Origin of the sequence: Psychroserpens sp. XS_ASV72, from assembly GCF_041224425.1 — a bacterium.
Lineage (GTDB): Bacteria > Bacteroidota > Bacteroidia > Flavobacteriales > Flavobacteriaceae > Psychroserpens.
This window is the reverse complement of the sequence record NZ_JBGFGL010000077.1, coordinates 1-24,692: the sequence shown is the minus strand read 5'-3', so window position 1 is coordinate 24,692 and position 24,692 is coordinate 1. Positions and strand designations below refer to the sequence as shown.

At 34.9% G+C, this 24,692-nt stretch carries 22 protein-coding genes and 1 other RNA gene; 11 read left to right on the top strand and 12 right to left on the bottom strand.

Translation table 11 applies throughout. The features are described 5' to 3' along the window. Positions 1 to 31: 31 nt before the first annotated feature. Positions 32 to 1,204 (bottom strand): proline dehydrogenase family protein, encoded by a 1,173-nt coding sequence (locus AB9K26_RS09030; protein WP_369972236.1) that lies wholly within the window; start codon positions 1,202 to 1,204, stop codon positions 32 to 34. Positions 1,205 to 1,293: 89 nt separating this feature from the next. Here AB9K26_RS09030 and aroB point away from each other — a divergent pair, with 89 nt between their 5' ends. After that, positions 1,294 to 2,370 (top strand): 3-dehydroquinate synthase, encoded by a 1,077-nt coding sequence (aroB, locus tag AB9K26_RS09025; protein ID WP_369972235.1) that lies wholly within the window; start codon positions 1,294 to 1,296, stop codon positions 2,368 to 2,370. Between the two features lie 44 nt (positions 2,371 to 2,414). Further along, positions 2,415 to 2,894 (top strand): nuclear transport factor 2 family protein, encoded by a 480-nt coding sequence (locus tag AB9K26_RS09020; protein WP_369972234.1) that lies wholly within the window; start codon positions 2,415 to 2,417, stop codon positions 2,892 to 2,894. 148 nt (positions 2,895 to 3,042) lie between these two features. On the opposite strand, the gene AB9K26_RS09015 is transcribed toward AB9K26_RS09020, so the two are convergent. From AB9K26_RS09015 to AB9K26_RS08990, 6 genes are read right to left on the bottom strand one after another with little or no spacing between them, the layout of a single operon-like run. Then, a complete protein-coding gene (locus AB9K26_RS09015; protein WP_369972233.1) occupies positions 3,043 to 3,591 on the bottom strand; it encodes a 1-acyl-sn-glycerol-3-phosphate acyltransferase in 549 nt (182 codons plus the stop codon). A 1-nt stretch (position 3,592) separates the two neighbouring features. After that, on the bottom strand, positions 3,593 to 4,675 hold the full coding sequence (locus AB9K26_RS09010) for an iron-containing alcohol dehydrogenase family protein (RefSeq protein ID WP_369972232.1): 1,083 nt from the start codon (positions 4,673 to 4,675) through the stop codon (positions 3,593 to 3,595). A gap of 40 nt (positions 4,676 to 4,715) precedes the next feature. Beyond that, a complete protein-coding gene (locus tag AB9K26_RS09005) occupies positions 4,716 to 5,420 on the bottom strand; it encodes an HAD family hydrolase (RefSeq protein ID WP_369972231.1) in 705 nt (234 codons plus the stop codon). Beyond that, complete coding sequence (gene kdsB, locus AB9K26_RS09000) at positions 5,421 to 6,149, bottom strand: 3-deoxy-manno-octulosonate cytidylyltransferase (RefSeq protein ID WP_369972230.1); 729 nt, start codon at positions 6,147 to 6,149, stop codon at positions 5,421 to 5,423. Positions 6,150 to 6,195: 46 nt separating this feature from the next. Continuing rightward, a complete protein-coding gene (locus tag AB9K26_RS08995; RefSeq protein ID WP_369972229.1) occupies positions 6,196 to 6,762 on the bottom strand; it encodes a DUF4126 domain-containing protein in 567 nt (188 codons plus the stop codon). Positions 6,763 to 6,767: 5 nt separating this feature from the next. After that, on the bottom strand, positions 6,768 to 8,192 hold the full coding sequence (locus tag AB9K26_RS08990) for an ATP-dependent RecD-like DNA helicase (RefSeq protein WP_369972228.1): 1,425 nt from the start codon (positions 8,190 to 8,192) through the stop codon (positions 6,768 to 6,770). Between the two features lie 202 nt (positions 8,193 to 8,394). On the opposite strand from AB9K26_RS08990, the gene AB9K26_RS08985 reads away from it, so the two are divergent. The 3 genes from AB9K26_RS08985 to AB9K26_RS08975 are packed head-to-tail and all read left to right on the top strand — an operon-like array spanning position 8,395 to position 10,483. Beyond that, positions 8,395 to 9,135 carry a hypothetical protein gene (locus AB9K26_RS08985; RefSeq protein ID WP_369972227.1) on the top strand — a complete coding sequence of 247 codons (741 nt, stop codon included), beginning with the start codon at positions 8,395 to 8,397 and terminating at the stop codon, positions 9,133 to 9,135. 2 nt (positions 9,136 to 9,137) lie between these two features. Beyond that, positions 9,138 to 9,947: a DUF3822 family protein gene (locus tag AB9K26_RS08980; RefSeq protein WP_369972226.1), complete on the top strand. Its 810-nt coding sequence runs from the start codon at positions 9,138 to 9,140 to the stop codon at positions 9,945 to 9,947. After that, on the top strand, positions 9,947 to 10,483 hold the full coding sequence (locus AB9K26_RS08975; RefSeq protein ID WP_369972225.1) for an RsmD family RNA methyltransferase: 537 nt from the start codon (positions 9,947 to 9,949) through the stop codon (positions 10,481 to 10,483). Before AB9K26_RS08980 ends, AB9K26_RS08975 begins: the two co-directional genes overlap by 1 nt. Positions 10,484 to 10,513: 30 nt before the next feature. On the opposite strand, the gene rnpB is transcribed toward AB9K26_RS08975, so the two are convergent. Further along, positions 10,514 to 10,821, bottom strand: an RNA gene (gene rnpB / locus AB9K26_RS08970) — RNase P RNA component class A. Positions 10,822 to 10,922: 101 nt separating this feature from the next. Here rnpB and AB9K26_RS08965 point away from each other — a divergent pair. Genes AB9K26_RS08965 through AB9K26_RS08950 form a run of 4 tightly spaced genes read left to right on the top strand, consistent with a single transcriptional unit; the run spans position 10,923 to position 15,742 of the window. Next, on the top strand, positions 10,923 to 12,668 hold the full coding sequence (locus tag AB9K26_RS08965; protein ID WP_369972224.1) for a DNA polymerase III subunit gamma/tau: 1,746 nt from the start codon (positions 10,923 to 10,925) through the stop codon (positions 12,666 to 12,668). A gap of 18 nt (positions 12,669 to 12,686) precedes the next feature. Further along, positions 12,687 to 13,247, top strand: coding sequence for a hypothetical protein (locus tag AB9K26_RS08960; RefSeq protein ID WP_369972223.1), 561 nt, complete (start codon positions 12,687 to 12,689; stop codon positions 13,245 to 13,247). Position 13,248: 1 nt separating this feature from the next. Further along, positions 13,249 to 13,830: a tRNA-(ms[2]io[6]A)-hydroxylase gene (locus tag AB9K26_RS08955; protein ID WP_369972222.1), complete on the top strand. Its 582-nt coding sequence runs from the start codon at positions 13,249 to 13,251 to the stop codon at positions 13,828 to 13,830. 37 nt (positions 13,831 to 13,867) lie between these two features. Continuing rightward, a complete protein-coding gene (locus AB9K26_RS08950; RefSeq protein ID WP_369972221.1) occupies positions 13,868 to 15,742 on the top strand; it encodes a T9SS type A sorting domain-containing protein in 1,875 nt (624 codons plus the stop codon). Positions 15,743 to 15,793: 51 nt separating this feature from the next. On the opposite strand, the gene AB9K26_RS08945 is transcribed toward AB9K26_RS08950, so the two are convergent. The 4 genes from AB9K26_RS08945 to AB9K26_RS08930 form a co-directional block, all read right to left on the bottom strand. Continuing rightward, positions 15,794 to 16,324, bottom strand: coding sequence for a porin family protein (locus tag AB9K26_RS08945; protein ID WP_369972220.1), 531 nt, complete (start codon positions 16,322 to 16,324; stop codon positions 15,794 to 15,796). A gap of 150 nt (positions 16,325 to 16,474) precedes the next feature. Further along, positions 16,475 to 17,383: a Ppx/GppA phosphatase family protein gene (locus tag AB9K26_RS08940; protein WP_369972219.1), complete on the bottom strand. Its 909-nt coding sequence runs from the start codon at positions 17,381 to 17,383 to the stop codon at positions 16,475 to 16,477. Beyond that, the gene (ppk1, locus tag AB9K26_RS08935; RefSeq protein WP_369972218.1) at positions 17,384 to 19,438 is read right to left on the bottom strand and encodes a polyphosphate kinase 1; all 2,055 of its coding nucleotides are present in this window, start codon (positions 19,436 to 19,438) and stop codon (positions 17,384 to 17,386) included. It lies immediately after the preceding gene. Then, complete coding sequence (locus AB9K26_RS08930; protein ID WP_369972217.1) at positions 19,438 to 19,923, bottom strand: histidine phosphatase family protein; 486 nt, start codon at positions 19,921 to 19,923, stop codon at positions 19,438 to 19,440. Before AB9K26_RS08930 ends, ppk1 begins: the two co-directional genes overlap by 1 nt. A 321-nt stretch (positions 19,924 to 20,244) precedes the next feature. Between AB9K26_RS08930 and AB9K26_RS08925 the strand changes: the two genes are divergently transcribed. After that, on the top strand, positions 20,245 to 20,691 hold the full coding sequence (locus AB9K26_RS08925) for a hypothetical protein (RefSeq protein WP_369972216.1): 447 nt from the start codon (positions 20,245 to 20,247) through the stop codon (positions 20,689 to 20,691). A 33-nt stretch (positions 20,692 to 20,724) separates the two neighbouring features. After that, positions 20,725 to 24,692 (top strand): SprB repeat-containing protein (locus AB9K26_RS08920; protein ID WP_369972215.1); only part of this gene is annotated, 3,968 nt, incomplete at its 3' end.

Below are 24,692 nucleotides of genomic sequence, written 5' to 3'. Positions count from 1 at the left end.
CCATAATTTAAGTTGTGGCTTTTTTTATATCTTAAAGTTTTCTTCTTGCTTTTTCCTGTTTCAATAAATTAAGCTCTCTATTGGTTTGCCCTGCAACTGAAGTGTTCTCTTCTGCCCTTCTTATAAGATATGGCATCACATCCTTAACAGGTCCAAAAGGCACATATTTTGCTACATTGTAACCTTGCTCTGCAAGATTAAAACTTATGTGGTCACTCATACCATAGAGCTGTCCGAACCAAACATTATTATCTTTTCTGTCAATACCAAGTTCCTCCATTAATGCCATAGCCAAATAACAGCTTTGTTCATTGTGTGTTCCTATAAAAACCGAAATATCATTAAGATGCTTCAGCATGTAGGTCATACAGCTATCAAAGTTTTTATCAGTTTCCTGTTTATTATCACATATTGGAGATGGATACCCTTTATCATCAGCTCTCTGACGTTCTTTTTCCATATAGGCACCACGTACGATTTTAATTCCGACTTTGAAACCATTTTCTTTAGCTCGTTGATGCAGTTCCTTTAAATAATCAAAGCGATCCCAACGATAGGTTTGCAATGTGTTGTATACAATTGGTTTTGTGGTATTGTATTTACGCATCATATCTTCACACAAATCATCTGCTGCACCTTGCATCCAACTTTCCTCACCATCAATTAATACCTCTACATCTTTTTCTTTTGCAAATGCACAAACAGAATCGAAACGTTCGACTATGCGATTCCATTCTGATTGTTCTTCAGGAGTAAATGCTTTTCCTTCAGTTTTTTTCTGGTAAAGGTAAAAACGACCAAAACCAGTAGGCTTAAATACCACTATTGGCATCGCTTCCTTTTCATCAGCAAATCTTGTGATTTTTAGAATTTTATCCCTCGCTTCATCAAAAGTAGATTCTTCAGCTTTTCCTTCTACAGAATAATCCAACACTGTTGACACACCTTTAGTAAACATCTTATCGATAACCGGAAGACAATCTTCTTCGTTGACACCACCACAAAAGTGATCAAAAACCGTTGAACGAATCAAGCCTTCAACAGGTAAATTGGCTTTAAGCGCAAAGTTCGTCGCCGCAGTTCCTATACGAACCAAAGGTTGGTGCGAAATCATTTTAAACAAGAAATAAGCGCGCTCTAATTGCGCATCATTCTTAAGCGCAAAAGCCACTTCAGTATTGTCAAAAAGTGTTTTGGTATTCATCAAGAAAAAATATTAAACAAAAATAATTATTCAGTGCTTATTATTTTACTAAAAAACCGCTAATTTTCCACTTTCTTAAACCAAAACGCATGGCGCTTAACTCCATAGAAACAAAATCCTATCACATTCATTTTAATTCGAAAGGCTATAATACTCTAAACACTTATATTGACTCTCATAAATTTTCTAAAATTTTCATACTGGTCGATAGCAATACACATCAACATTGCTTGGCAAAATTTCAGGCTTCCCTTCATACTGAATTACCTATTGAAATTATTGAGATTGAAGCTGGAGAAGAGCATAAAACCATTTCTACATGTGTTGGTGTTTGGAATGCTTTATCTGAATTGGATGCCGATAGAAAAAGCCTTATGCTCAATCTTGGAGGTGGTGTTGTAACAGATTTGGGCGGATTTGTTGCCAGTACTTTTAAAAGAGGTATGAAGTATGTCAATATCCCAACTTCATTATTGTCTATGGTAGATGCTTCTGTTGGAGGAAAAACAGGCGTCGATCTTGGAAACCTTAAAAATCAAGTTGGTGTTATCAACAATGGGGACTTAGTCCTTATAGACACCTCTTTTTTAGACACACTTCCGCAAAATCACTTAAAGTCTGGACTTGCAGAGATGTTAAAACACGGCTTGATTCACGACAGACATTATTTCGAAACACTGACCGATCTTTCCAAACTTACACTTGATGATTTAGATGAATTGATTTACGATTCCGTAGTGATAAAGAATAATATCGTCACCAAAGATCCAACTGAAGATAATGTTCGGAAACACCTCAATTACGGACATACCTTAGGACATGCCATTGAGTCCTATTTTTTAGGAACCAAATCTGAATTGTTACATGGTGAAGCCATTGCTGTTGGAATGGTTCTCGAAACATATATTTCTTCAGAATTATTAGGTTTTCCAAAAGACGACCTTAAACGCATCACGAATGCTATTCTTACAATTTATGATCCAGTGAGCTTTTCCAAAGTCGATTACGATCCTATTATTGAGCTTTTGAAATATGATAAAAAAAATGAACATGGCAATATCAATTTTGTGCTATTAGAAGCTATTGGTCAGCCAAAAATTAACTGTACGGTTCCAAATGATCTAATCATTAAAGCATTTGAATATTATTCGAGTTCAATTGCTTAAAATATTACTTGAATTGAGTAACTTTAAGCTAAAACGAAAATGGTATGAAACAACTTATTGAAACTTTTTATAATGCATTTCAAAAATGTGATGCAGAAACCATGATAAGTTGTTACCACGACGATATTATTTTTGAAGATCCAGCTTTCGGAACATTAAAAGGTGATCGTGCGAAATACATGTGGTTGATGTTATGTGAGTCTCAAAAAGACAAAGATTTCAAAGTTGTTTTTGACAACGTTGATGCTAATGACGACTCAGGTTCTGCATCATGGGAAGCCTTTTATACGTTTAGCAAGACAGGGAGAAAAGTACATAATAAAATAAATGCTGAATTTACTTTCAAGGATGGCAAAATCATTACACACATTGATTCTTTTGATCTCCATAAATGGTCAAAACAAGCGTTGGGTTTAAAAGGTTGGGTTTTGGGTAAAACCGTCTATTTTAGAAATAAACTACAATCCCAAACCAATAAAATGTTGAATTCTTACATAGAAAAAAGTAAAGCTATTTCAGGTTAACGAAATAGCTTTATTTTCAAACTAAATACTGTTTCTTTTTAGGGACAATACTGTTTACTTTATGTTTCAGTACCTAGTCGTTATAAAATATTCAAAATCCGTGCCAAGATAGTCTGAAAAAGACACCGTTAGGAGTGCAATTGTAAGTTTAAGAATACTCTGGAACCTTACCAATAACACCTTTATAGAATGATTTCATGTATTTGAAATCAGCCTCCATATCGTCTGTTGGATAAAATGGTTCAGACACTTTGTTTTGTTTGTTTTTAAAGTCTAAGGTAAACATGATGATTGGAACATTTGCTGCTTTAGCGATGTAGTAAAAACCTGTCTTCCATTCGGTTACTTTTTTTCTGGTGCCTTCAGGAGCAAGTGCTAGACGAAACTCTTCTTTGTCTTCAAACAGTTTCGCAATGGCTTGTACCTTGTTTTGCCCTGAAGTCCTATCTAATGCAGCACCACCAACAGCTCTAAAATACCAACCGAACGGCCACTTGAAAAGTTCCTTTTTTGCTATAAAGTTAGTTTTAACACCTGTGATTTTCCGAAGTAGAAGTCCGATATAAAAATCATGCCAGCTCGTATGTGGAATCGCTATAATAACTACTTTTTTTAAGGAGTCTTTTGAAAAATTGGTATTGCCAACAATCTTCCAACCCAAAACTTTAAAATAGATAAATTTAGCAAGCCATCGCATATTACATTTTTTGGTAAAGCGCTCTAAGTTTCTCCTTTGTAATGATTTGTTTCCATTGCTTTCCAACGGCATTTTCCCATAAAGGTTCGAGACTTAATGCCACACGAATCATAGTGTTGAATTCATCATCTCCCAAATCCTTACAAAGTCCTTGAGGCAGTTCAATGCTATGCTTCTCTTTCATTTGCTTGAAGAGCTTGACCCCTTCAGGATAAAATTCCTCAAGTTGATCAAAAACAATACAATTGCCAATGCCATGTTTGGTTCCGAGCAAATATGATAAACCGTAGCTCATTGCGTGAGCCACACCAACCTGTGAATACGCTATACTCATACCACCATGCCAAGACGCCATCATAAGTTTATCTTGGGATTCCTTTTCTTCTAAATTACCATTCAGAAAGATCTCAAGACATAAATCAAAAGCCTTTTCGCCATAGCTTTGGCTAAATGCGTTAAGATAGGTTCCCTCTAAAGATTCAATACAATGAATAAAGCAATCCATTCCTGTATAAAACCATTGATCTTTAGGCACATCTTTAGTGAGTTCAGGGTCTAAAATCACCTGATCAAAAGGAGTGTAATCAGAATTGATTCCTAATTTTTTGTCTGGTCCAGTCAGCACAGTGGTACGAGACACTTCAGCGCCAGTTCCAGAAATCGTTGGAACACCAACATGATATATTGCTGGTGTCTTGACTAAATCCCATCCTTGATAATCTTTGGCTTCACCTTCATTTGTTAAAAGTATCGATACCGCTTTAGCCAAATCTAAAATGGTGCCGCCTCCTATTCCAATGATTCCAGATGGACGATCTTTATGGTCTAAAATGATTTGTTCTACCAACTCGTCAACCTGAGAGGTTTTCGGTTCTTCATCTGCAGATATATAAATTATCTGATCATTGTATGAAATCGGAATTCTTGACGTCAACCAAGAATTTCCTTTAAATACATCATCAACCAAATAAATAAACGGTGCCTTAATGTTTAATCGTTTAGGCGCAACTATATCGCTTAACTGATTAAAACTACCTCGTCCAAATATTACTCTAGACACCATTGGATGATTTTTATAGCTCATTCTTTTTTTAATCTTATACAAAGCACTGCTTTTAATATCATTAGTTCAATACTTGAACAATATCAAGTAAACTGTTTACTGTTTTATAGGTCTTGTCTTTGGTTTCATCATCATGTACCTGTTCATGCAACCATGTGGTGTGAAACGGCACATGGATTGCTTTTGCTTTTATATTAACCAAAGGCAATATATCTGATTTCAAGGAATTTCCAACCATCAAAAATTCTGAAGGCATTATATCTAAGTGATTCAACAATTTAGAATAATTAGCTTCTTGTTTGTCACTAAGGACTTCAATATGATGGAAATAATCTATCAAACCAGATTTTTCCAATTTGCGCTCCTGATCTAATAAATCGCCCTTGGTGACCAGAATCAAGCGATAGTTTTGTGATAAGGCTTTTAGGGTTTCTTCAACGCCATCTAGTAACTCAACAGGTTTATTAAGCATGTCTTTACCAATATTTAATATCGCATTGATTGTTGCATTTGATACATTGTTATTTGATAATTCCAAAGCCATTTCAACCATAGAGAGAACAAAGCCTTTGACACCATAACCGTAAAGTGGAAGATTTTTCATTTCCATTTTAAACAGTTCTTGGTCTATTTTGTTTACGGTTTCATACGAAGACAACAGTTTTGCAAACTCTAACTCTGCATCACGAAAATAGGTTTCATTAACCCATAAGGTGTCGTCGGCATCAAAACCAATCACTTTTATGTTTTTATAGTCTTTATTCAATTATTTCCAAAGTTTAATGGCACGTTCTAAATCTTCAGGAGTGTCAATTTCAACACCTTGAACATTTGTTTCAACCATTTTAATTCGTTTTCCATATTCAAGGTACCGAATACATTCAATTTTTTCGGTAGCTTCAATAAACTGCATTGGCAAATGGTAAAAATCCAATAAAGCCTGTTTCCTGAATGCATAAATTCCTTTATGCTTAAAATAACGTGCACCAGCATTCTTATCTCTTGGAAAAGGAATCGGACTTCTTGAAAAATACAACGCAAAATTATTTTGATCAACAATAACCTTTACGGTATTAGGATCACTTATCTCTTCCCAATCTGTAATTTCTACCATAAGAGAAGCCAAATCGATAGTTTTATCATGATCTTCTTTAAACGCATTTAAAACTTTCGCTAAACTTTCGCGTTCGGTAAAAGGCTCGTCTCCTTGAACATTGACAACAATATCCACATCTAAATCGGCTACAGCCTCAGCAATTCTATCGCTTCCAGATTCATGGTTTTTTTTACTCATTATGGCTTTACCACCATTGGAAACAATCTCATCGAAAATAATATCGCTATCCGTTACTACATAAACTTCATCGAACAATTCTGTAGCAACAGTAGCTTCATAGGTGCGAAGAATGACCGATTTACCAGCTAAATTCTGCATGAGTTTGCCAGGAAATCGTGAGGCACTGTAACGTGCAGGTATCATTGAAATTATTTTCATGAAGACAACAAGAATATGAATTCAAAAATAAAACTTTTGAACGAAACTAAGGTTGACTTGGTCTAATCTTTTTATAAACCCTAAAAATGACAAAGAAAATCAAAATCACCAATATAAATGCCAAAACAGGTATGAATACAGAAACGATAGACATAAACACAGAGGTTCCTGTTTCAATAGTTGAAACAACCGGATTGGCAACACCTCCAGTTGTTGTTGTAGACGCTAATCTTGTCGCTCCAGAACTTCCTGCCACTGCTGCTGCAGTACCTCCTCCAGCAATAATGGCCAACGCCCAAGTAATTACCGGACTTAAATCGGCAACCGTTGATACCATCACAGCTGTTCCAGCAATGGCAGCCAAAGGAATCGCAATAGAATCCAAGGCATTATCAACATACGGAATGTAATAAGCAAATATTTCAACAATAGTTGCCACACCAAGAGTGATGACTGCTGTTAAACTTCCAATCCATTCCCAAGATTCATTCAGTTCCCAAACATTGAAATACGATGCCAAGCTCAAAGCGAATAAGGGTACAAATACCCTAAAACCAACCGAAGCCGAAAGACCTATTCCTAAAAAAATACTGATAATTGTTTCTGTTGTCATGGGTATTAATTTTCAAAAAATTCATCTTTAAAGCCAATAAGGTACAATTTTTCCTTAGCTCTTGTCACTGCTGTGTAAAGCCATCTTAAATAATCACGATCGATTCCATTAGGCAAATAAGGTTGTTCTACAAAAATGGTTTTCCATTGACCACCTTGGGATTTATGGCAAGTGATGGCATAGGAAAATTTAACCTGTAAGGCATTGAAATATTTATTCCCTTTAATCTTTAAGAATTTGCGATAGTTTGAAGTTTCGTCCTCATAATCTTTCTGGACTTCCTCATACAAACGGTTTCCCTCTTCGTATGAAAGTGATGCAGATTCGGCTTCAATGGTATCGAGAAGCAAAACAGTTTCAAATGGTCGCATCCTAGGATAATCGACCATCTTCACCTTGACTTCCGCAAAGCGAAAACCATAAAGTTCCTTGATCGCAAAAATCTCCAACACTTCTATGATATCACCATTGGCAATAAATCCTGCTTCCGTTGTTGGCTTGATCCAAAAGTAATTATTTTTGACAACCATAAGGAAATCACCAACGGTCAATTCGTTCTCATTGAATAGAATACGCGTCCTAATATTTTGATTGTACAAATTGGCACGTTTATTACTTCTAACAATAATTGCTGTTTCCTCATAACCATTTTCACTGTAAGCTTCATTGATAGCATCCATAATCTCATGACCGTCAATAAGTCGAATGATATCAGAAAAGGTTTTTAAATTAAACTGAAAGGATTCATAAGTTTGGTTCTCAATAGCTTCCCTTAGCATTGTTGCGTTTTCCAATATTCCAGAATCCAATTCCTGTCGAACAACCTCGTCTAACTCAAGTCCTTTAACAGATTTATTATAATTTAAACCCAATTTATTTTCATCCAAAGCTGGACTGATATCAGATTTCACAGGAGGCAACTGTGCTTTATCACCAATGAGCAATAGCTTGCACTTATGGCCAGAATAGACATATTGCATAAGGTCATCTAAAAGCGAACCATTTTCAAATAATTTTGAATCTGCCGGAACATCTGGAATCATGGAGGCTTCATCAACAATAAAAATAGTGTTGCGATGTTTATTGGGCTGCATCACAAACTTAACACCACCTCCTTTTTCTTTTTTAGGGAAATAAATCTTTTTATGAATTGTAAAAGCTTCCTTATTTGAATAATTTGAAATGACTTTAGCAGCTCTTCCTGTTGGTGCCATTAAAACAGCACTTTTTTTTGTTTCCCATAAATTTGAAACTAAAGTTCCAATGATACTGGTTTTACCCGTTCCGGCATAACCTTTTAATAAGTATATGGAATTTGGTGCATCATCAAATACAAATTGCGATAGTTGTTCTAATACAACCAACTGTTTATGAGTAGGTTCAAATGGAAATTTTTTCTTTAAGAGTTTGTAAAAATCTGATGCATTCATATAAGGTTTACAATAAGCTGTTCAAAATGCAAGATATAATTAAATAACCGTGAATCTAAAATCGGTATGCTTTAATTTATGTGAAACTATTTTTATATCTTACACCTTTAATGTTTTTTGTTTGCAAGGGTTTTTGTGAACGAAAAAAATTTGTAGATTTGCGTAATACCTTTACTAAAATAACTAAATAAACAAACTCACTATGTTAACAGCAATTCTTACTGTTGTAGGATTAATCCTTCTCACGATTGGTATTGTTTGGCTAATCGATAAATTCGTGCCTAGAAAGGCAAAACCAATTTTGAACCTACTGTTATGGGGACTTATCATATTTTTAGGATATTTAACCTTTAATTCTGTTTATGGTGAAATAAAATTCAATCAGCTTAAAGAAAAAAGATATGCTGTTGTTATTGAAAGTTTGAAAGATATCAGAGATGCTGAAATGGCTCACAGAACTGTTACAGGAAAATTCACCGATAATTTTGATGCCTTGGTGAAATTTGTTGATACGGCTAAATTCACCATAACGCAAAGAAGAGATACCACAGTAATCGACGAAGAGTTAACTCGACGATTTGGAGGTGTAGAAACTACAAAGGATATTGTTATTATTGACACCTTAGGATATGTTCCTGTTAAAGATTCCTTATTTGGTGCTGATACACGTTATAAAACAATGATGAACGTTCCTGTTGGTAAAGCAGGTGCTAAATTTGAACTGAAGGCTGGTAAACTACCTGAAGATGATATTCCAGTATTTGAAGCTTCAGTTGACAAGGAAATTATTCTTTTTGATCAGCCAAAAAATTTAATCAACAAAGAAAAACAAGTTGTAGCTGTTGATGGTGTGAATGGACCAGCTCTAACCGTTGGATCAATGACCGAAGTATATACTAAAGGAAACTGGCCGAAAAGCTACAATGCCAAAAAAGAGGATTAGGCTTGAAACCAAATGCTATAAAATCACTGTCCATTCAAATTCGTTTGAGTGGACTTTCTTTTTGTATTCTAAATCGTTCGAGCCATACTATTGAGCATTTAAGCCATGTGGCTTTTGAAAAAAAAAGTACGCCTTTTGAGCTACTGAACAAGCTCAAAGCAACCATTGAAGGAAATTCAATCTTCAATCAAGAATTTGATTCTATTTTGTGTATTCATCAAAATGAATTGTCTACTTTGGTTCCGCAAGCGCTTTTTGATGAAAACCAATTGGCAAACTATTTAAAGTTCAATGCTAAAATTCTCAAAACCGACTTTATCAGTTATGATTCCATAAGTAGTAACGAAAGTGTAAGTGTTTATGTGCCTTGGGTAAATATCAATAATTATCTATTCGATACCTTAGGAAGTTTTGTTTACAAGCATGCATCCACAATCTTAATCGATACTGTCTTGCAATACAGTTCGGAAGAAAAAGACAACTCACTTTATATTAATGTAGACGCTTTCCATTTTGAAATTATAGCTGTTAAAGCATCTCAGGTTCTACTCTATAACAGTTTTGATTACAATACACCTGAAGATTTTATTTATTATATCTTATTTAGCATAGAACAACTTAAAATGAATCCTGAAACGGTAAAGGTCTTTTTGTCTGGAGCTATTTCTGAAGAAGACAGCCTTTATAAAATCCTTTATAAGTATGTACGATTCGTTGAATTTATCAAACCAAAATATCGTTACAGATTTGACACGAACCAAAATCCTGAATCTGAACACTCCGATTTTTTAATTCTAAATAGTTTCAATTGATGCGAATTATTTCCGGACATTACAAAGGAAGGCGCATCAACGCTCCAAAAAAACTGCCTGTCAGACCAACTACTGATATGGCCAAGGAATCTCTTTTCAATATTTTAAATAACCATTATTATTTTGATGAGATTTCTGTTTTAGATCTCTTTGCTGGAACCGGAAACATCAGTTATGAATTTGCTTCAAGAGGCACGACTAATATTATAGCAATTGATGAGCATTATGGCTGTATTAAATTTATTAGCGAAACTGCAGAGAGTTTTGAGATGCCAATCACAACCATTAAAAGTGATGTCTTTAACTACCTCGAAAACACCCAACAAAAGCATACCGTTATTTTTGCCGATCCACCGTATGATTTTTCAATAGAGGCGTTTTCTAAAATTCCAACTCTGGTATTCCAAAACAATCTTTTGGAAGATGAAGGTTTATTGATTATTGAACATTCAAAACACACTGATCTATCAGAATTGGAACACTACTCACATACCAAGACTTATGGAGGTAATTGTTTCAGTTTTTTTGAAACATAAAAGCTCTTAAGTATGTCCTAAGAGCTTCTTTATGTAAGCAAATCTATAAGCCGAATTCTGTATCAAAAAATTTGATCCTTATCATTTATCTACGTTGACAGTTACCTGAAAACTTTAGCTGCCTACCCTCTAACTCGTGCGTGCACACTCAAGCGTTAGTTTACATGGCATTGCACCTCATAGAGTTTACCTGATTTCACTACAGCATGACCTGTACATACTTTCTGTTGCACTGTTCCTCACCTTTCGATGGATGGCTGTTAGCCACTATGATGCACTATGGTGTTCGGACTTTCCTCCATTCATAAAAAATGAACAGCGATAAGGCGATCTGCTAAGGGCAAAAATACAATTAATTGTTAATAACTCCTTTTAAAATACAGTTGCTTTATTTCTATCTTTATATTGAATTTTTAACTTTGTTGTTCTAAGTTTTTTTATGGAACATTTCATTGTATCGGCTCGAAAATACAGACCTCAAACCTTCAAGGATGTTGTTGGTCAGCAAGCTATTACCAATACATTATTGAATGCCATTGAAAACAATCATTTGGCGCAAGCCTTGTTATTTACTGGTCCGAGAGGTGTTGGTAAAACCACTTGCGCACGTATTTTGGCTAAAATGATCAACAGTGATGGTTCTGAAAGAGATGATGAGGATTTCTCATTTAATATTTTTGAACTGGATGCAGCTTCTAATAATTCAGTTGATGACATTAGGAATTTGACCGATCAGGTTCGAATTCCACCTCAAGTTGGAAAATATAAAGTGTACATCATTGATGAAGTCCACATGCTTTCTGCTTCGGCTTTCAATGCTTTCTTAAAAACCTTGGAAGAACCACCAAAGCACTGCATTTTCATATTAGCAACAACAGAAAAGCATAAAATCATTCCAACCATTCTATCGCGTTGTCAGATTTTTGATTTTAAGCGAATTACGGTAAAAGATGCTAAGGAATATTTAAAATACATTGCTGAAGAACAAGGTATAACTGCTGAGGATGATGCTTTGCACATAATTGCCCAAAAAGCCGATGGTGCCATGAGAGATGCCTTATCTATTTTTGATCGCGTCGTCAGTTTTTCAGGAAAAAACCTTACCAGACAAGCGGTTACCGAAAATTTGAATGTTCTGGATTACGAAACTTATTTTGAGAGCACAGATCTCATCCTTGACAATAAAATCCCAGAACTTTTGATGCTATTTAATGAAACGCTTGCCAAAGGATTTGATGGGCATCATTACATAGCAGGCTTAGCGTCGCACTTTAGGGATTTGCTGGTGTGCCAAAATGAGCAAACCTTGGAGCTATTGGAAGTTGGTGACGACACGAAACTCAAATACCAAGAGCAATCTCGAAAAGCTAGTCAGAGTTTTCTTCTCAAAGGCATCGAATTAGCAAACGACTGTGACTTAAAATACAAAAGCAGTAAAAACCAACGTCTTTTAGTTGAACTCTGTTTGATGCAATTAGCCTCTATCACTTTTGATGGAGAAAAAAAAAATAGCAAAAACTTCATAATTCCACCTTCGTATTTTAAGTCGAAAGGCATTACTCCTATTCCTGTTGGTGTTCAAAAACAACACATAGAACTAGAGCAACAAAAAGAAGGCGTTTCGACTAATAATAAGACCGCTAAAGAAGAACCTGAAGTAGTTGAAGTTGCTCAAGAGGCTCCAAGAGAAGTTGCCATTCCAAAAATTGAATTGAAAAGTGATAATAGAACCTCTGGTCTATCGCTTAAAAGTATCAAGGCAAAGAAAGAGCATCAAATAAAACAAATGGATGTGGTTATTGATGCTGAAGATCTTCCGAAGGAAAAAGTAACACAGGAAGGTTTAGATAATTCCTGGAATGCTTACTCTAAACGTCTTCATAAAAAAGGTGAAAAGATCATGGCTTCCATTTTGGAAATGGATAGACCTAAATTAATAGGAACCAACATAACATTAACCTTTCCAAATGAGACCTTAAAACTGGAACTGGAAAGAGCTCAATTTCCATTGATGGAATATTTGAGAAAAAAGTTGAAAAACTACGATTTAAAGCTCGATATCCATGTAAATGAAGAAGTGTCCAAAAAATACGCTTTCACTACAGCTGAAAAGTACCAAAAACTCAAGGAGAAAAATCCGAATATTGAGCTTTTGAAAAAAACCTTTGGTTTAGACGTCAACTAATTTCCTTATTTTTATATCATGAAAAAATTCATTTTTGTACTAGCTATAGCTGCACTTGCATTCTCTAGCTGCAATCATAAAGGAAGTTCTAGAGAACAACTTCAAAATGCTATTGAAGACTTCAGTAAGAAACAAACAACTTTAGAGAACATCTCATATTTCCCAGAAAACTATACCGAAGTACAAACAGATTCGCTTATTGCCAACAGCTTTAAGGTCAGTATAAAGAACTATTCTATAATGGATAAAGATATCCTGCTAAAGAGTTCTAGAAAACATAATGAAATCAACTTAGAGTACCATCGCGTTTTTGAATCTGAAATAAAAATCGTTCATGAGAACAAAACAATTTTGGAAACTATTATCAATGCTCAAGGATTCAAACAAAACTCTGAAGATGTCTTTTGGAATGATGCTACATTAGAACATGTTTGGGTGAACCAGCAACAGTCTAATAAAGATCAACTCTTCCTTAATATCTCTTTTTTAAATCCGAAAAGCAAAGCATACAAATTATATGAATTTGTTGTTTTTTCTGATGGAAATAAGATTGTTGAGTTAAAAGAAGCACACAGTTAATATGTTAGGTTTAAAATTACCAACCGATCCACGTTGGGTCAATATTGTAGAGAAAAATATAGAGGATATTCTAACCGATCATGCGTTTTGCGAACAAAAGGCAGCCAGTACAGCCATGTCACTTATTGTTAGTTTTCCTGAGTACACCGATTTAGTTCAGGAAATGATTGCGTTGGTGAAAGAGGAAATCAGTCATTTTAAAATGGTTCATGATAAATTATTGGAACGTGGTTGGACTTTAGGTCGAGATCGTAAAGATGATTATGTAAATCAATTACTGAAATTTTTCCCAAAAGGTGGCAGTAGAACTACACAACTCGTCCATCGTTTATTATATGCAGCTCTCATAGAAGCTAGAAGTTGTGAGCGTTTCCGATTGCTTTCCGAAGAGTTAAAAGACAAAGAACTTGCTGAGTTTTATAGAAAATTGATGGTTAGCGAAGCGAACCATTATACCATGTTTTTGAAGTTTGCACGCCAATATGGTGACCGAAAAGAGGTAGATGACAAATGGCAAAAGCTACTGGATTATGAAGCAGACATCATGAAAGATTTGAGTAAACACCAAACCGTTCACGGATAATTACCTATATTTATAGTAAACCCAAAAACTTCATTCTATGAAACAGGTTTACTTTCTTTTGCTTTTATGTTTTTCTATCCTATCCAGTCATTCTCAAAATGAGCAACTCGAAGGTGTTTGGGTGATTGATTCTATTTTTGATTTGGATATTTTATTGGAGTTTCCTGATGACTCTGCATTTGTAACTTTCGAAAACAACAACATTACCATTGATAGTTTTTGTGGAGAAACCTATGTGAGCACATTTATAAATTCTGAATTAGAAAATACTGTTGAAATAGAACAGACATCATGGTCTCCCCAAGAATGTGATGAAGACACCATAGGTAGAGAGGTAGCCGTTTATAATGTATTTGGCAATAACGATACCACAACTGTAGAATGTACCTATTTACATGAATTTGGCTTAGGTATAGAAACCTTGCAATTTAGCAATAACAATAATATTGCTTTTGCTTTTTTATCGAGAGTGGCAACTCCTCCTCCTCCTCTTATTGCTAATCAATGGTATTTACATTCGATTACCACAAGTGGTGTACAGCATGACAATTACATTGGTGACATTGGTTTGGATTTTACTCTTACAGAATCTCCTGATATTGAAGCAGCTTTTAAAGCCAATGGTGGCACACCATGTGAAATGCAAAGTATCGATTATACGGTTACAGGTGAGAATTCACTTTTCATCTATACCGTTTATGCTTCTGCAAGCTGTTCCAGTGCTACTGTTGATGGAGCTTACACTGAAAAATACACAGATATTTTAACGTATCCTGGAGATGTGTCTTATGCTATAACTGGTGACAATGAAAACACTCAACTTACCCTAACAAATTCTGAAGGTGATTTTGCAGTGTACAAAACTTCTCCTCCTACTACAACACTGTTTAAAACTTGGTATTCTTATAGTACAGAAACAGTGGATGGTGTAAGTTATCCTACACCTAATATTAATGCTTCTTTAACACTTACAAAAGATGAAGGTTTTTTAGGATTTTACAGCGAAGGGCTTGGAGGTTGTAATGAATTTTTTGCCTCTTATAATATTTATACTAGCAATCAAAACGAGTTTGATATGTATCTTTTTACTCAAACTCTAGTCATTTGTGAAGATAACCTATATGAACCAACCTATTTTTCTGTTTTAGGTGATGAAGAGAATGCGACTTTTAGCTATGATATGTCTGAAAATGGAGAAACCCTTGTTTTAACGAATACCAATGGAGATGTTTTAACCTTTGGAAGTACACCAACAAGTGATGATTTTCTTGGGCAATGGTATGTGCATTACTTAATGATAGATTCTAATCAGGTAACTATTCCAAATCCAGCCACAACTCCAACCCTTATTTTTGAAACATCCGCTAATGGATTAGGTTTTGATTTTAATGGTGGTGTTATATGTTCTGGCTATTCTGGGAGTTATCACTTGAATCCACAGCAAACTTTTAGTGTTGAAGAATTATTTGTGTCCTTAGGAGATCCTTGTGAAACTTCTGAAGAAAATGATTTTGAAGACCTCTATTTCTATTCAGTTTTACAATCGGATATTCCTTCTGAATTTAGCTTTGAAATCATTGGTACCGGAAACGATGCCATATTAATCATTACCAATCTTTCCAATGGAAACCAAGTAATCTTAGGCAGACAAGTATTATCAGTTGAAAATGTCGCTTTTGAAGATTCAAGTATAAAACTTAAAAGTAATCCAGTACAAAATAGCTTGAATTTAGTTGTTAATCAACAACAACCTGATTTAAACTATCAAATCTATTCCTTAGATGGAAAGCTAGTTAAAGAGAATCAATTGAGTTCAGAAACTATTGATGTTGAGAATTTAAGTTCTGGTTTATATTTCATTCGTTTATCAAATAACAATTACCAACAAACCATTAAATTCATAAAGGAATAAAAAAAGCCTTAGGTATTTCCCAAGGCTTTCAATTGAAACAATTTGTTGTTTTTAAATCTTTATCCCAAATCCGAATTGGAAGGTTGTATTTTGAGCTTCGGCATCAGTCAAGTCTTCGTCAAGGATGTTGGTCAACCCATAATGCACACGAGCATCAATGAACAATTCACTGGTAATCATATATTCAAGACCTCCAACACCAGAAATCGTAAAAGTTGAAAATCCGTCAAGATTTTTCCATGTTTTCAAACTAATCATTGGTCCGGCACCAAAAGTGAACTTGTTACCAATACCAAATCGAGCCATAATAGGCATTTGAATATAGTCAGCACGTAATTCTTCAGCTTTACCACCTTCAGCAGAATATTGCAATTCGGTCAATAATGAAAAATTATCGCTTATACCAAAATCGACAAAACCACCAAAAGCAAAGCCATTTCTGTGTTTGTTTTCAAAATCGGCATCAGGATCGAAATCCAAATTAGAAATATTGTAACCACCTCTTACGCCATAACTTGTACCTTGGGCAAAGGAAATCGTGACTACACTAATAAATAAAAGGGAAAGGATAAGTGATTTCATGTGTTCAATCTTTAGTTTTTATTCACCTCAATTATCAGTTCTGAATTCAATCAAAAGAAAGATAGATTTGAGAATGCTAATATATAAGGAATAATGAATATTTTAAATAAATAATGGATGTGCCGTCAAAAAAAAAGGTAAACAACTTTATTATGAAAGACTTATACTTGAAACCGTATCGTAGTATATACTCTTGATAATACCATCTGACAATCCAATTTTTGGAACATAAATATCTTTGGCACCACTCCATTTCATAGCTGACAGGTAAATGCGAGTCGCAGGAATGATCACGTCTGCTCTATCTTGGTTAAGCTCCAGTTCAATAATGCGCTCTTCGTAAGAATACGTTTGTAGTTTGTTGTAATAAGACGTGAGATAGAAATAGGTCAATGGTTTTCCAAGAGCCTTTCCTGATATTTTAAAAATCTTATTGATGTTACCACCAGAACCTATGACATCTATAATATCATAACCACTGGTGTTTTGCTTAATCCATTGCTCGAGTTCTTGCCAAGTATCTTTATTGACAATATCATTCAATAATCGAACCGTACCAATCTTAAATGACTTGGAAGCAACCGTTTTTCCGTGATGAATCACCGAAAATTCGGTACTTCCTCCACCAACGTCAACATATAGATACGTTTTGTCTTCCTTAATATACGAATGTAAATCTGTGGCAGCTATGATAGCAGCTTCTTCTTCACCATCGATAATATCGATATCAACCTTGGCATGTTTGGAAATTAGTTTAACCACCTCATTACCATTATCGGCTTCACGCATGGCAGATGTAGCACAAGCCTTATATTTAACAACCTTGTGCGATTTCATAAGCAACTTAAACGCAGTCATGGTGTCAAGCATTCTGTTTTTATTGTCTTCTGAAATATTACCGGAAACGAAAACATCAGATCCCAAACGAATTGGAACCCTTACCAAAGATGTTTTCTTGAATTTAATGAGCTGTCCTTTTTGCTCAATAATACTTGAAATCAAAAGTCTAACAGCGTTTGAACCAATATCAATTGCCGCATATTTTTTTATAGATAACATCTATGCGTTCAGTTTATTTTTAAAATAATCATATAGTGCAAACTGAGATCTAACCTTTGGATTATCATTGGTTCTATACTGATTACTTTGGGTTTCGTCAATAATTCTCGCCTTCACATTGTCACTCCAACAAATATCGAAAATATTTAGTAAATCTTCCTTGATATCCTCTTGATAAATTGGACAACTTACCTCCACTCGATGCTCAATATTTCGAGTCATCCAATCTGCTGATGAGATATAGACTTTTGGATCGTCACTGTTGCAAAACACATAAAGTCTGGTATGCTCAAGAAATTTATCAACAATACTAATGACTTCAATATTGTCACTCATTCCTGGAACACCTGGAACCAAGCAACAAATCCCTCGGACAATCATTTGGATTTTAACACCTGCTCTACTTGCCTCATAAAGTTTGTCAACCATAGCATAGCTAGAGATGCTATTTAATTTTAGCTTGATGTAAGCCGGCTTACCAAGTTTTACATTTTCAATTTCATTATCGATTAATGAAAACAATTTAGATTTGGTATAATGAGGTGAAGTAATGATGTGTTTGTATCTGTATATAAGGTAATTAGTATTAAAAAAGTTAAATACTTTATTGACATCCTTTAAAATTTTCGGATTGGATGTAAACAAGGTGAAATCTGTATATACTTTAGCTGTGGACTCGTTAAAATTACCTGTACTAATAAATCCATAACGCTTAATTTTTTTACCTTCTTTACGCTCAATTACACACATCTTACTGTGCACTTTTAGTCCATCTACTCCAAAGAGAAGATTGACGCCTTCTGTTTGCATTTGCTCTGCGTAATCAATATTTGCTTGTTCGTCAAATCGTGCACGCAATTCGATAACAACCGTAACTTTTTTTCCGTTCTTTGCCGCATTGATTAATGAACTTGCTACATGAGAAATTTGGGCCAAACGATAGATCGTGATATTGATGGTTTTCACCTTAGGATCTAAAGCTGCTTCCCTTAAGAATTTTACCACATATGAGAATGTTTGATAAGGTGTATGCAACAAGTAATCCCGTTCTGAAAGGGATGGAAAAATGCTATTTTGAAGACTTAGATCCTTAATTTGTAAGGGGACTATTTTATCATACAACAAATCTGTTCGTCCTAGACTTGGAAACCCCATATAATCTCTTCGGTTATGGTATCGCCCTCCAGGAATCACACTATCTTTGGAATCGATACCCATTTTGGACATTAAATACTTTAAAGTTTCCGAATCTATGGTTTTATCATAAACAAAGCGAACAGGCTCGCCTATTTGACGATGTTTTACACTTTCAGAGATTTTTTCAATGAAACTTTTACTTAAATCACTATCAAAATCCAATTCACCATCTCTAGTGATTTTAATCATGCTGGCAGTAACCGATTTATAATTAAAGATGTTAAAGATGTCATCCATACAATAACGAATCAAATCATCAAGAATAATGATATAATTGTCATCTCCTTTTTTTGGTAATACCACAAAACGATCCATTGATTTTGGGATTTCGATCAGTGCATATTGTTTTTCATTATTATCCAAGACCATTTTAACAGCTAGGTAAGCTGCACTATCTTTTAGCAGAGGTATTTCAAGAGAATCATTTAATATGATAGTTACCAAAGCCGGACTAACATTTTGAATGTAATAGTCTTTGATGAAATTGTGATGCTTACTATCGATCTCTGTTTCATTGATAATAAAAATACCTTCCTTTTCAAGTCGTTTATGAATATTGCTTAAGATATCTAAGCTATCACTTTGCTGCTGGATAACAACTTTAGTAATGATTTCCAACAGTTCTGCTGCCTTAACACCACCCAACTCACTTTTTCCACCTTTACCAGCTTCATCAATTCGTTTTACGGTAGCATATCGAACTTTAAAAAACTCATCAAGATTGTTTGAAAAAATACCTAAAAACCGAAGTCTTTCAATTAATGGGACACTTTCATCTTTGGCTTCTTGCAATACACGTTCATTAAATTGAAGCCAACTTAATTCACGATTGACATAACTATTCTTTTCTTTGGTCATTATTTTAAATCTCTTGGAAAAATTGTGAGTATCGTTTTACCTTTTTCAATGTCTTTCCATGTAGACACATCAAAATTTATAAGAACCAAACCACTGGTTGGAAGGTTGTCTATAAATTTATCGCCAAATATATTGCAAATAGATGTGAATGCATGATTATGACCAAAAATCATAACCTTTTCGTAACCATCATTCAATTGTTTCAGGAAATTTATGACGCTCTGACCTCCAAAATCATACAGTTCTTCTTCGATTTCCACTCGAGACATATCGATATCAAGGGTATTCATAAAAATCTTACAAGTATCAAAAGCTCTCCTTGCAGGACTTGAAAAAATTTTTTCGGGATAAAAAGCAGCATTTTTAAACGCTTTTGAAACAAGCGCTGCGTCATTTAAACCTCTCTTTTTCAGAGGCCTTTTAACATCACTAACATCATATTCCCATGATGATTTTGCATGTCTTATGAGTACTAATTCTTTCATAATATATCGATGAAGTGTAAATTTTTATCGATAAAATGTTGCATAATTCCGTTTTAACGATTATTTTGGCACCTTCAACATTTAAATTTGTTAACCTGTTGGGTTATGATTTGCTTTGTTGAGTTAATAGCACGTATGCATGACCCAAATCAAAAATACATTATTTAATCCATTTTGTTGGTATATAGTATCAACGTCCCTCCCTCAGAACATAGTTGTTTTTTTTGGTAAGCTATTCAGGTTTACGCAATAATCAGTTATGTAATATTATTTAAATAACATCGCGAAGCGACACTATAAAATTGAATTAAAATTTAATCTATGAAACTAATAGCTACCATAGTGATTTTATGTCTGGCAACTGTAAGCAGCTTTTCCCAGCAATTACAAATCAATATTAAGGAAGGTTCAGACAAGCCTAATACGGAATCTGAGCACCTATATCTTCTTGAAATCAAGAATGATTCGAAAGCTACGGCTAACTTTACAATTAAGACAACTAATGTTAATTGTAATGAAATAGATTCAGAAAGACAAACGGTTCTTAACCATAAAGCACTTAGTAAAACTTCAAAAAGAGAACAATCAAGTTATTCTCTTCAGCCAGAAGCTGCTCTTGAGTTTTATGTTAAGACCATGAGACCTATTAACACTAAACTGAATACTTGGAATTGTACCCAAGTTCAAGCCGTTAATAGCAATGGTAGACCTATAAGTAATACCATTACGATAAAATCATTGATACCAGATCCTAAAGATCAACACTAAATTAATCCTACTATTAATCAAACTTTCGGGTGTATGAAAACAATTCTACAAAAATCCCAAATCCATAAAGTCCTTCTTGGGCTTGCCTTTGTTTCTAGCATTTCGGTATTTGCTCAAGTACAACAAACCTTTACACCGCGTTTCAATCAAACGGTGAAGGGTGACTTTACCATGATTGCAAACAACATGCTGTCAAGAAATGCTACCTCTAATTATAATGGTAGTGATGGAAACCATGACTTTTCAGATAACGTTTATGTTGATATTGACGGTAATACTGGTATTGGAGCATCAACCTTTAACTCTAGTAGTGCAACATTCACAAATCCTGAACCAGGATTATCTTGTTTGAGCATTAAAAAAGCTTATCTATATTGGGCTGCAGCAGATAAAGAACCTAGTAGTTCTGTTGCTGAAAACCAACCTAATTGGAATTACAATGATGTAAAATTAATGCTTCCTGGCGAAACTAATTATACTACTTATACAGCCGATCAAGTTATTTTTAGAGGAAAAGATACGCACTTTAGCAATGACCCATACATCTGTGTCAAGGATATTACAAGCAATGTATTAGGTGTTAGCAATCCTTATGGACGTTATCAAGTTGCTAACGTAGAAGCAAAAACCGGTAGTTTAACCGCGCACCCAAGTGGTAATACTGGAACTTCAGGTGGATGGCAAATTGTCTTCATTTATGAAAGTCCATTAATGCCTTCAAAAAACATTAGTATTTTCGATGGATATGCTCACGTAACCAGTTCAGTAAACGATTTTGACATCAACTTTAACGGTTTTCAAACCATTCCTATCGGACCGGTTAATACTAAAATCATGATTGGTTCTCTTGAAGGTGATCAAGATTTAAGTGGTGACCGTTTACAAATCAGAAATGTTGTAGGTAATTTTGTCGATATTTCGGCACCTCAAAGGTCATCTTCAAACTTTTTTAATAGTAGAATTACTGTAGGAAATTCAAATTTCACGAATAGAATACCAGCCAGTTTAAATACTTTAGGTTTTGATGCCGCAGTGTTTGATCTGGATAATGGCGGTATTTTTAATACAGTTATTGGTAATAATCAAACATCTGCTACGTTACGATTAACATCAAACCAAGAAACTTACGGATTATATCTCTTAGGTTTGTCAGTTGATGTTTGGGCACCAGATTTAAATCCAATCGAGATGACACTAAATTCTGGTATGAATCCAGCCGATCCTGGTAATAATCTCGGGTTTAGTTTTGAAATTTTAAACAATGGAAATGATAATGCGGTTAATTTACAAGTAACAACAACATTACCTCCTCAAGTTGAATTTACTGGAGCGGACACTTTACCTGTAGGTGTAACCTACAACTATAACTCAACAACCGGTGAACTTACATTTTATGTTGCTGATGGTTTGGTAAATGTTGGAAGTCCACAATTAGATATCGACTTTGATATCATGGTAAAGGATGAATGTTACTTTCTTGAAGATAGTTGTGATTTATCCTTCGACATTCAATTTGAAGCGACCTATAATGGTGTTTTGAATCCTAATCCGCAAAGTACATTAAGTTCTGCTTCTTTAGACGATTGTCAAGTAGGAATTCAAGATCCTAATAGCATAACAGTAAACCAACCTGCTGAAGCAGTTTGGGCAACTTCTGTAAATGAATTAGATGTTTCAATCGACTGTAATGACCAAGCTGCTTTAGATGCAGCTCAAGCTTTAGAGCCTGAAACTAATAAATGTGATTTTACATACACTAAGGTTTCCGGACCTTTTGTTGAAGATACTAACTTTCCAAATACTGGAACGTACACAAATACTTGGACATTTACAGATGCTTGTGGAAGAACAAGTGCTGAATACGTTCAAGTAATTACGGTTGGTCAACCTAGCTCACCTATTGATATTGCTTTTAGCCAAAATAATGTGTTGTGTAATGGTGAAAGTACAGGTAGTATTAATGTTACAGTAAGTGGAGGTATTCCTCCATACAATTACTCTTGGACTGGTCCAGATGCATTTACTTCAAATTCTGAAGATCTTAACGATTTAGCAGCTGGTACATATTCGCTTACAGTAACTGATTCCAACCTTTGCCTAGTAGCGTCTGAAACATTAGATGTTACGATAACTGAGCCTGAATTACAGGCTTGTGAAATCCAGGTTGAAGGTTGTCCACCTCCTGTTGATGTGACTTGTGCTGATTCTGATCAAGGTGCAACAGTTGAATGGACACCTCCAAGTTTTTCATACGAATGTTGTACGTCATTAAATGGTGATGAGTATTCATTCTTTATGGAATTTGACTTACCAGAAAACACATTCAGTGATAGCTGTTGGGACTTCAATTATGTTCAACGAGTTGGAACTGATAACCTTAGACTATTCCAATCCACTGGAGTTGGTTCTAGATTCCAAGATTCATATTTCATTACTCCTACTCAGTATTTTGACACTGAAAATGGAACACCTATAAACATCGAACTTATTGAAGTATCTGCTACTGTTAATTGGACTTTAGAAGTTATCGATCCTAGCGATGATTCAGTAGTTTACACTGGAAATCTTAATGATATTACTACCAATGGATTATATACAATTACAATTCCTAACACTGTACCTAGTGGATCTTACAAATTAAAATTAAATTTCGATAGTTCAGACGCGAATGGTGGAGATTCTATTGAAATCGACAGACTATATTATGATGCAACATTGTTAGATGCAAACTGTGCTGGAGGCATCAATTTTGTTGTAACTTCAACTCACAATCCTGGAGATTTATTTACTGTAGGCGAAAAAACTGTCATCTACACTGCTACCTACACACCTGTTTCTGGAGATCCTGTTGTATTGACATGTGAATTTGATGTTGATGTTGTTTTTGTAAATACTTCTGAAGAAGTAGCTAATCATATAGATCCTTCTTGTAACGGAGCATCTGATGGTTCATTTACAGTAATTGCTTCTGGTGGAGATGCGCCTTATAGCTACAGCCTTGATAATATCGATTTTTCAAACACATCTGGCAACTTCAATAATTTAGCAGCTGGCACATACACAGTTTATGTTCAAGATGCTAATGGATGTACAGATCCGACACCTATTGAAATAATATTGTCAACTCAGGATGAGGAAGCACCAACCATTACAGCTCCAGATGATTTTACTGTTGAAGGATGTAACTACAATGCACTTCCTGATTTAGCTTATAGCACAACTGAACAAACAATAAATATTGGCCTTTTACAAACAGCTCAAGGCGGAAACGGTTCTGCTAATGATGATCAAGGAATCGCAACAATAACTTACATCGATTCAACTATAAGTACGTCTTGCCCTATTGTTATTGAAAGAACTTTTACGGTAACTGATCAATGTGGTAATTCAACTTCTGATACACAAACAATTACTATTGAAGATTCTACAGGTCCAGAACTTAATGTTCCTGACGATATTGATGTTGAATGTGCTATAGAAACTACTGAACCATCAAACACTGGAACAGCAACTGGTTATGATACTTGTGGAAGTATTAATATTACTTATACTGATGCATCTGTTCCAGGATGTGGTAATACCGAAACGATTACAAGAACTTGGACAGCTACTGATGAATGTGGAAATTCAACATCTGCAGATCAAATAATTTCAGTTGTTGACACAATAGCTCCAACACTTACAATACCTGAAGATATTACCGTAGAGTGTAATAGACCAACTGATCCTGAACCAGATGGTAATGCAACTGCTACTGACAACTGTAGTGATACTGTTACAATTACATTTAGTGATTCTACTGCCGATTCCTGTGGAAATACTGTTATTATTACAAGAACTTGGACAGCTACCGATGAATGTGGAAATTCAACATCTGATGATCAAATAATCACTGTTGAAGATACCACTCCTCCAAATCTTACGGTTCCTACTGATGCAACTGTAGAATGTACAGAAAGTACCGATCCTGCTGCTACTGGAACGGCTACGGCTACAGATAC

Coding starts and splice junctions, on each gene's coding strand:
- AB9K26_RS08995 (WP_369972229.1), bottom strand. CDS start 6,762: ATGACAACAGAAACAATTATCAGTATTTTTTTAGGAATAGGTCTTTCG.
- AB9K26_RS08955 (WP_369972222.1), top strand. CDS start 13,249: ATGTTAGGTTTAAAATTACCAACCGATCCACGTTGGGTCAATATTGTA.
- ppk1 (WP_369972218.1), bottom strand. CDS start 19,438: ATGACCAAAGAAAAGAATAGTTATGTCAATCGTGAATTAAGTTGGCTT.
- AB9K26_RS08925 (WP_369972216.1), top strand. CDS start 20,245: ATGAAACTAATAGCTACCATAGTGATTTTATGTCTGGCAACTGTAAGC.
- AB9K26_RS09030 (WP_369972236.1), bottom strand. CDS start 1,204: ATGAATACCAAAACACTTTTTGACAATACTGAAGTGGCTTTTGCGCTT.
- AB9K26_RS09020 (WP_369972234.1), top strand. CDS start 2,415: ATGAAACAACTTATTGAAACTTTTTATAATGCATTTCAAAAATGTGAT.
- AB9K26_RS08975 (WP_369972225.1), top strand. CDS start 9,947: ATGCGAATTATTTCCGGACATTACAAAGGAAGGCGCATCAACGCTCCA.
- AB9K26_RS08990 (WP_369972228.1), bottom strand. CDS start 8,192: ATGAATGCATCAGATTTTTACAAACTCTTAAAGAAAAAATTTCCATTT.
- AB9K26_RS08965 (WP_369972224.1), top strand. CDS start 10,923: ATGGAACATTTCATTGTATCGGCTCGAAAATACAGACCTCAAACCTTC.
- AB9K26_RS08930 (WP_369972217.1), bottom strand. CDS start 19,923: ATGAAAGAATTAGTACTCATAAGACATGCAAAATCATCATGGGAATAT.
- aroB (WP_369972235.1), top strand. CDS start 1,294: ATGGCGCTTAACTCCATAGAAACAAAATCCTATCACATTCATTTTAAT.
- AB9K26_RS08940 (WP_369972219.1), bottom strand. CDS start 17,383: ATGTTATCTATAAAAAAATATGCGGCAATTGATATTGGTTCAAACGCT.
- AB9K26_RS08960 (WP_369972223.1), top strand. CDS start 12,687: ATGAAAAAATTCATTTTTGTACTAGCTATAGCTGCACTTGCATTCTCT.
- AB9K26_RS08985 (WP_369972227.1), top strand. CDS start 8,395: ATGTTAACAGCAATTCTTACTGTTGTAGGATTAATCCTTCTCACGATT.
- AB9K26_RS08945 (WP_369972220.1), bottom strand. CDS start 16,324: ATGAAATCACTTATCCTTTCCCTTTTATTTATTAGTGTAGTCACGATT.
- AB9K26_RS09010 (WP_369972232.1), bottom strand. CDS start 4,675: ATGAGCTATAAAAATCATCCAATGGTGTCTAGAGTAATATTTGGACGA.
- AB9K26_RS08950 (WP_369972221.1), top strand. CDS start 13,868: ATGAAACAGGTTTACTTTCTTTTGCTTTTATGTTTTTCTATCCTATCC.
- kdsB (WP_369972230.1), bottom strand. CDS start 6,149: ATGAAAATAATTTCAATGATACCTGCACGTTACAGTGCCTCACGATTT.
- AB9K26_RS09015 (WP_369972233.1), bottom strand. CDS start 3,591: ATGCGATGGCTTGCTAAATTTATCTATTTTAAAGTTTTGGGTTGGAAG.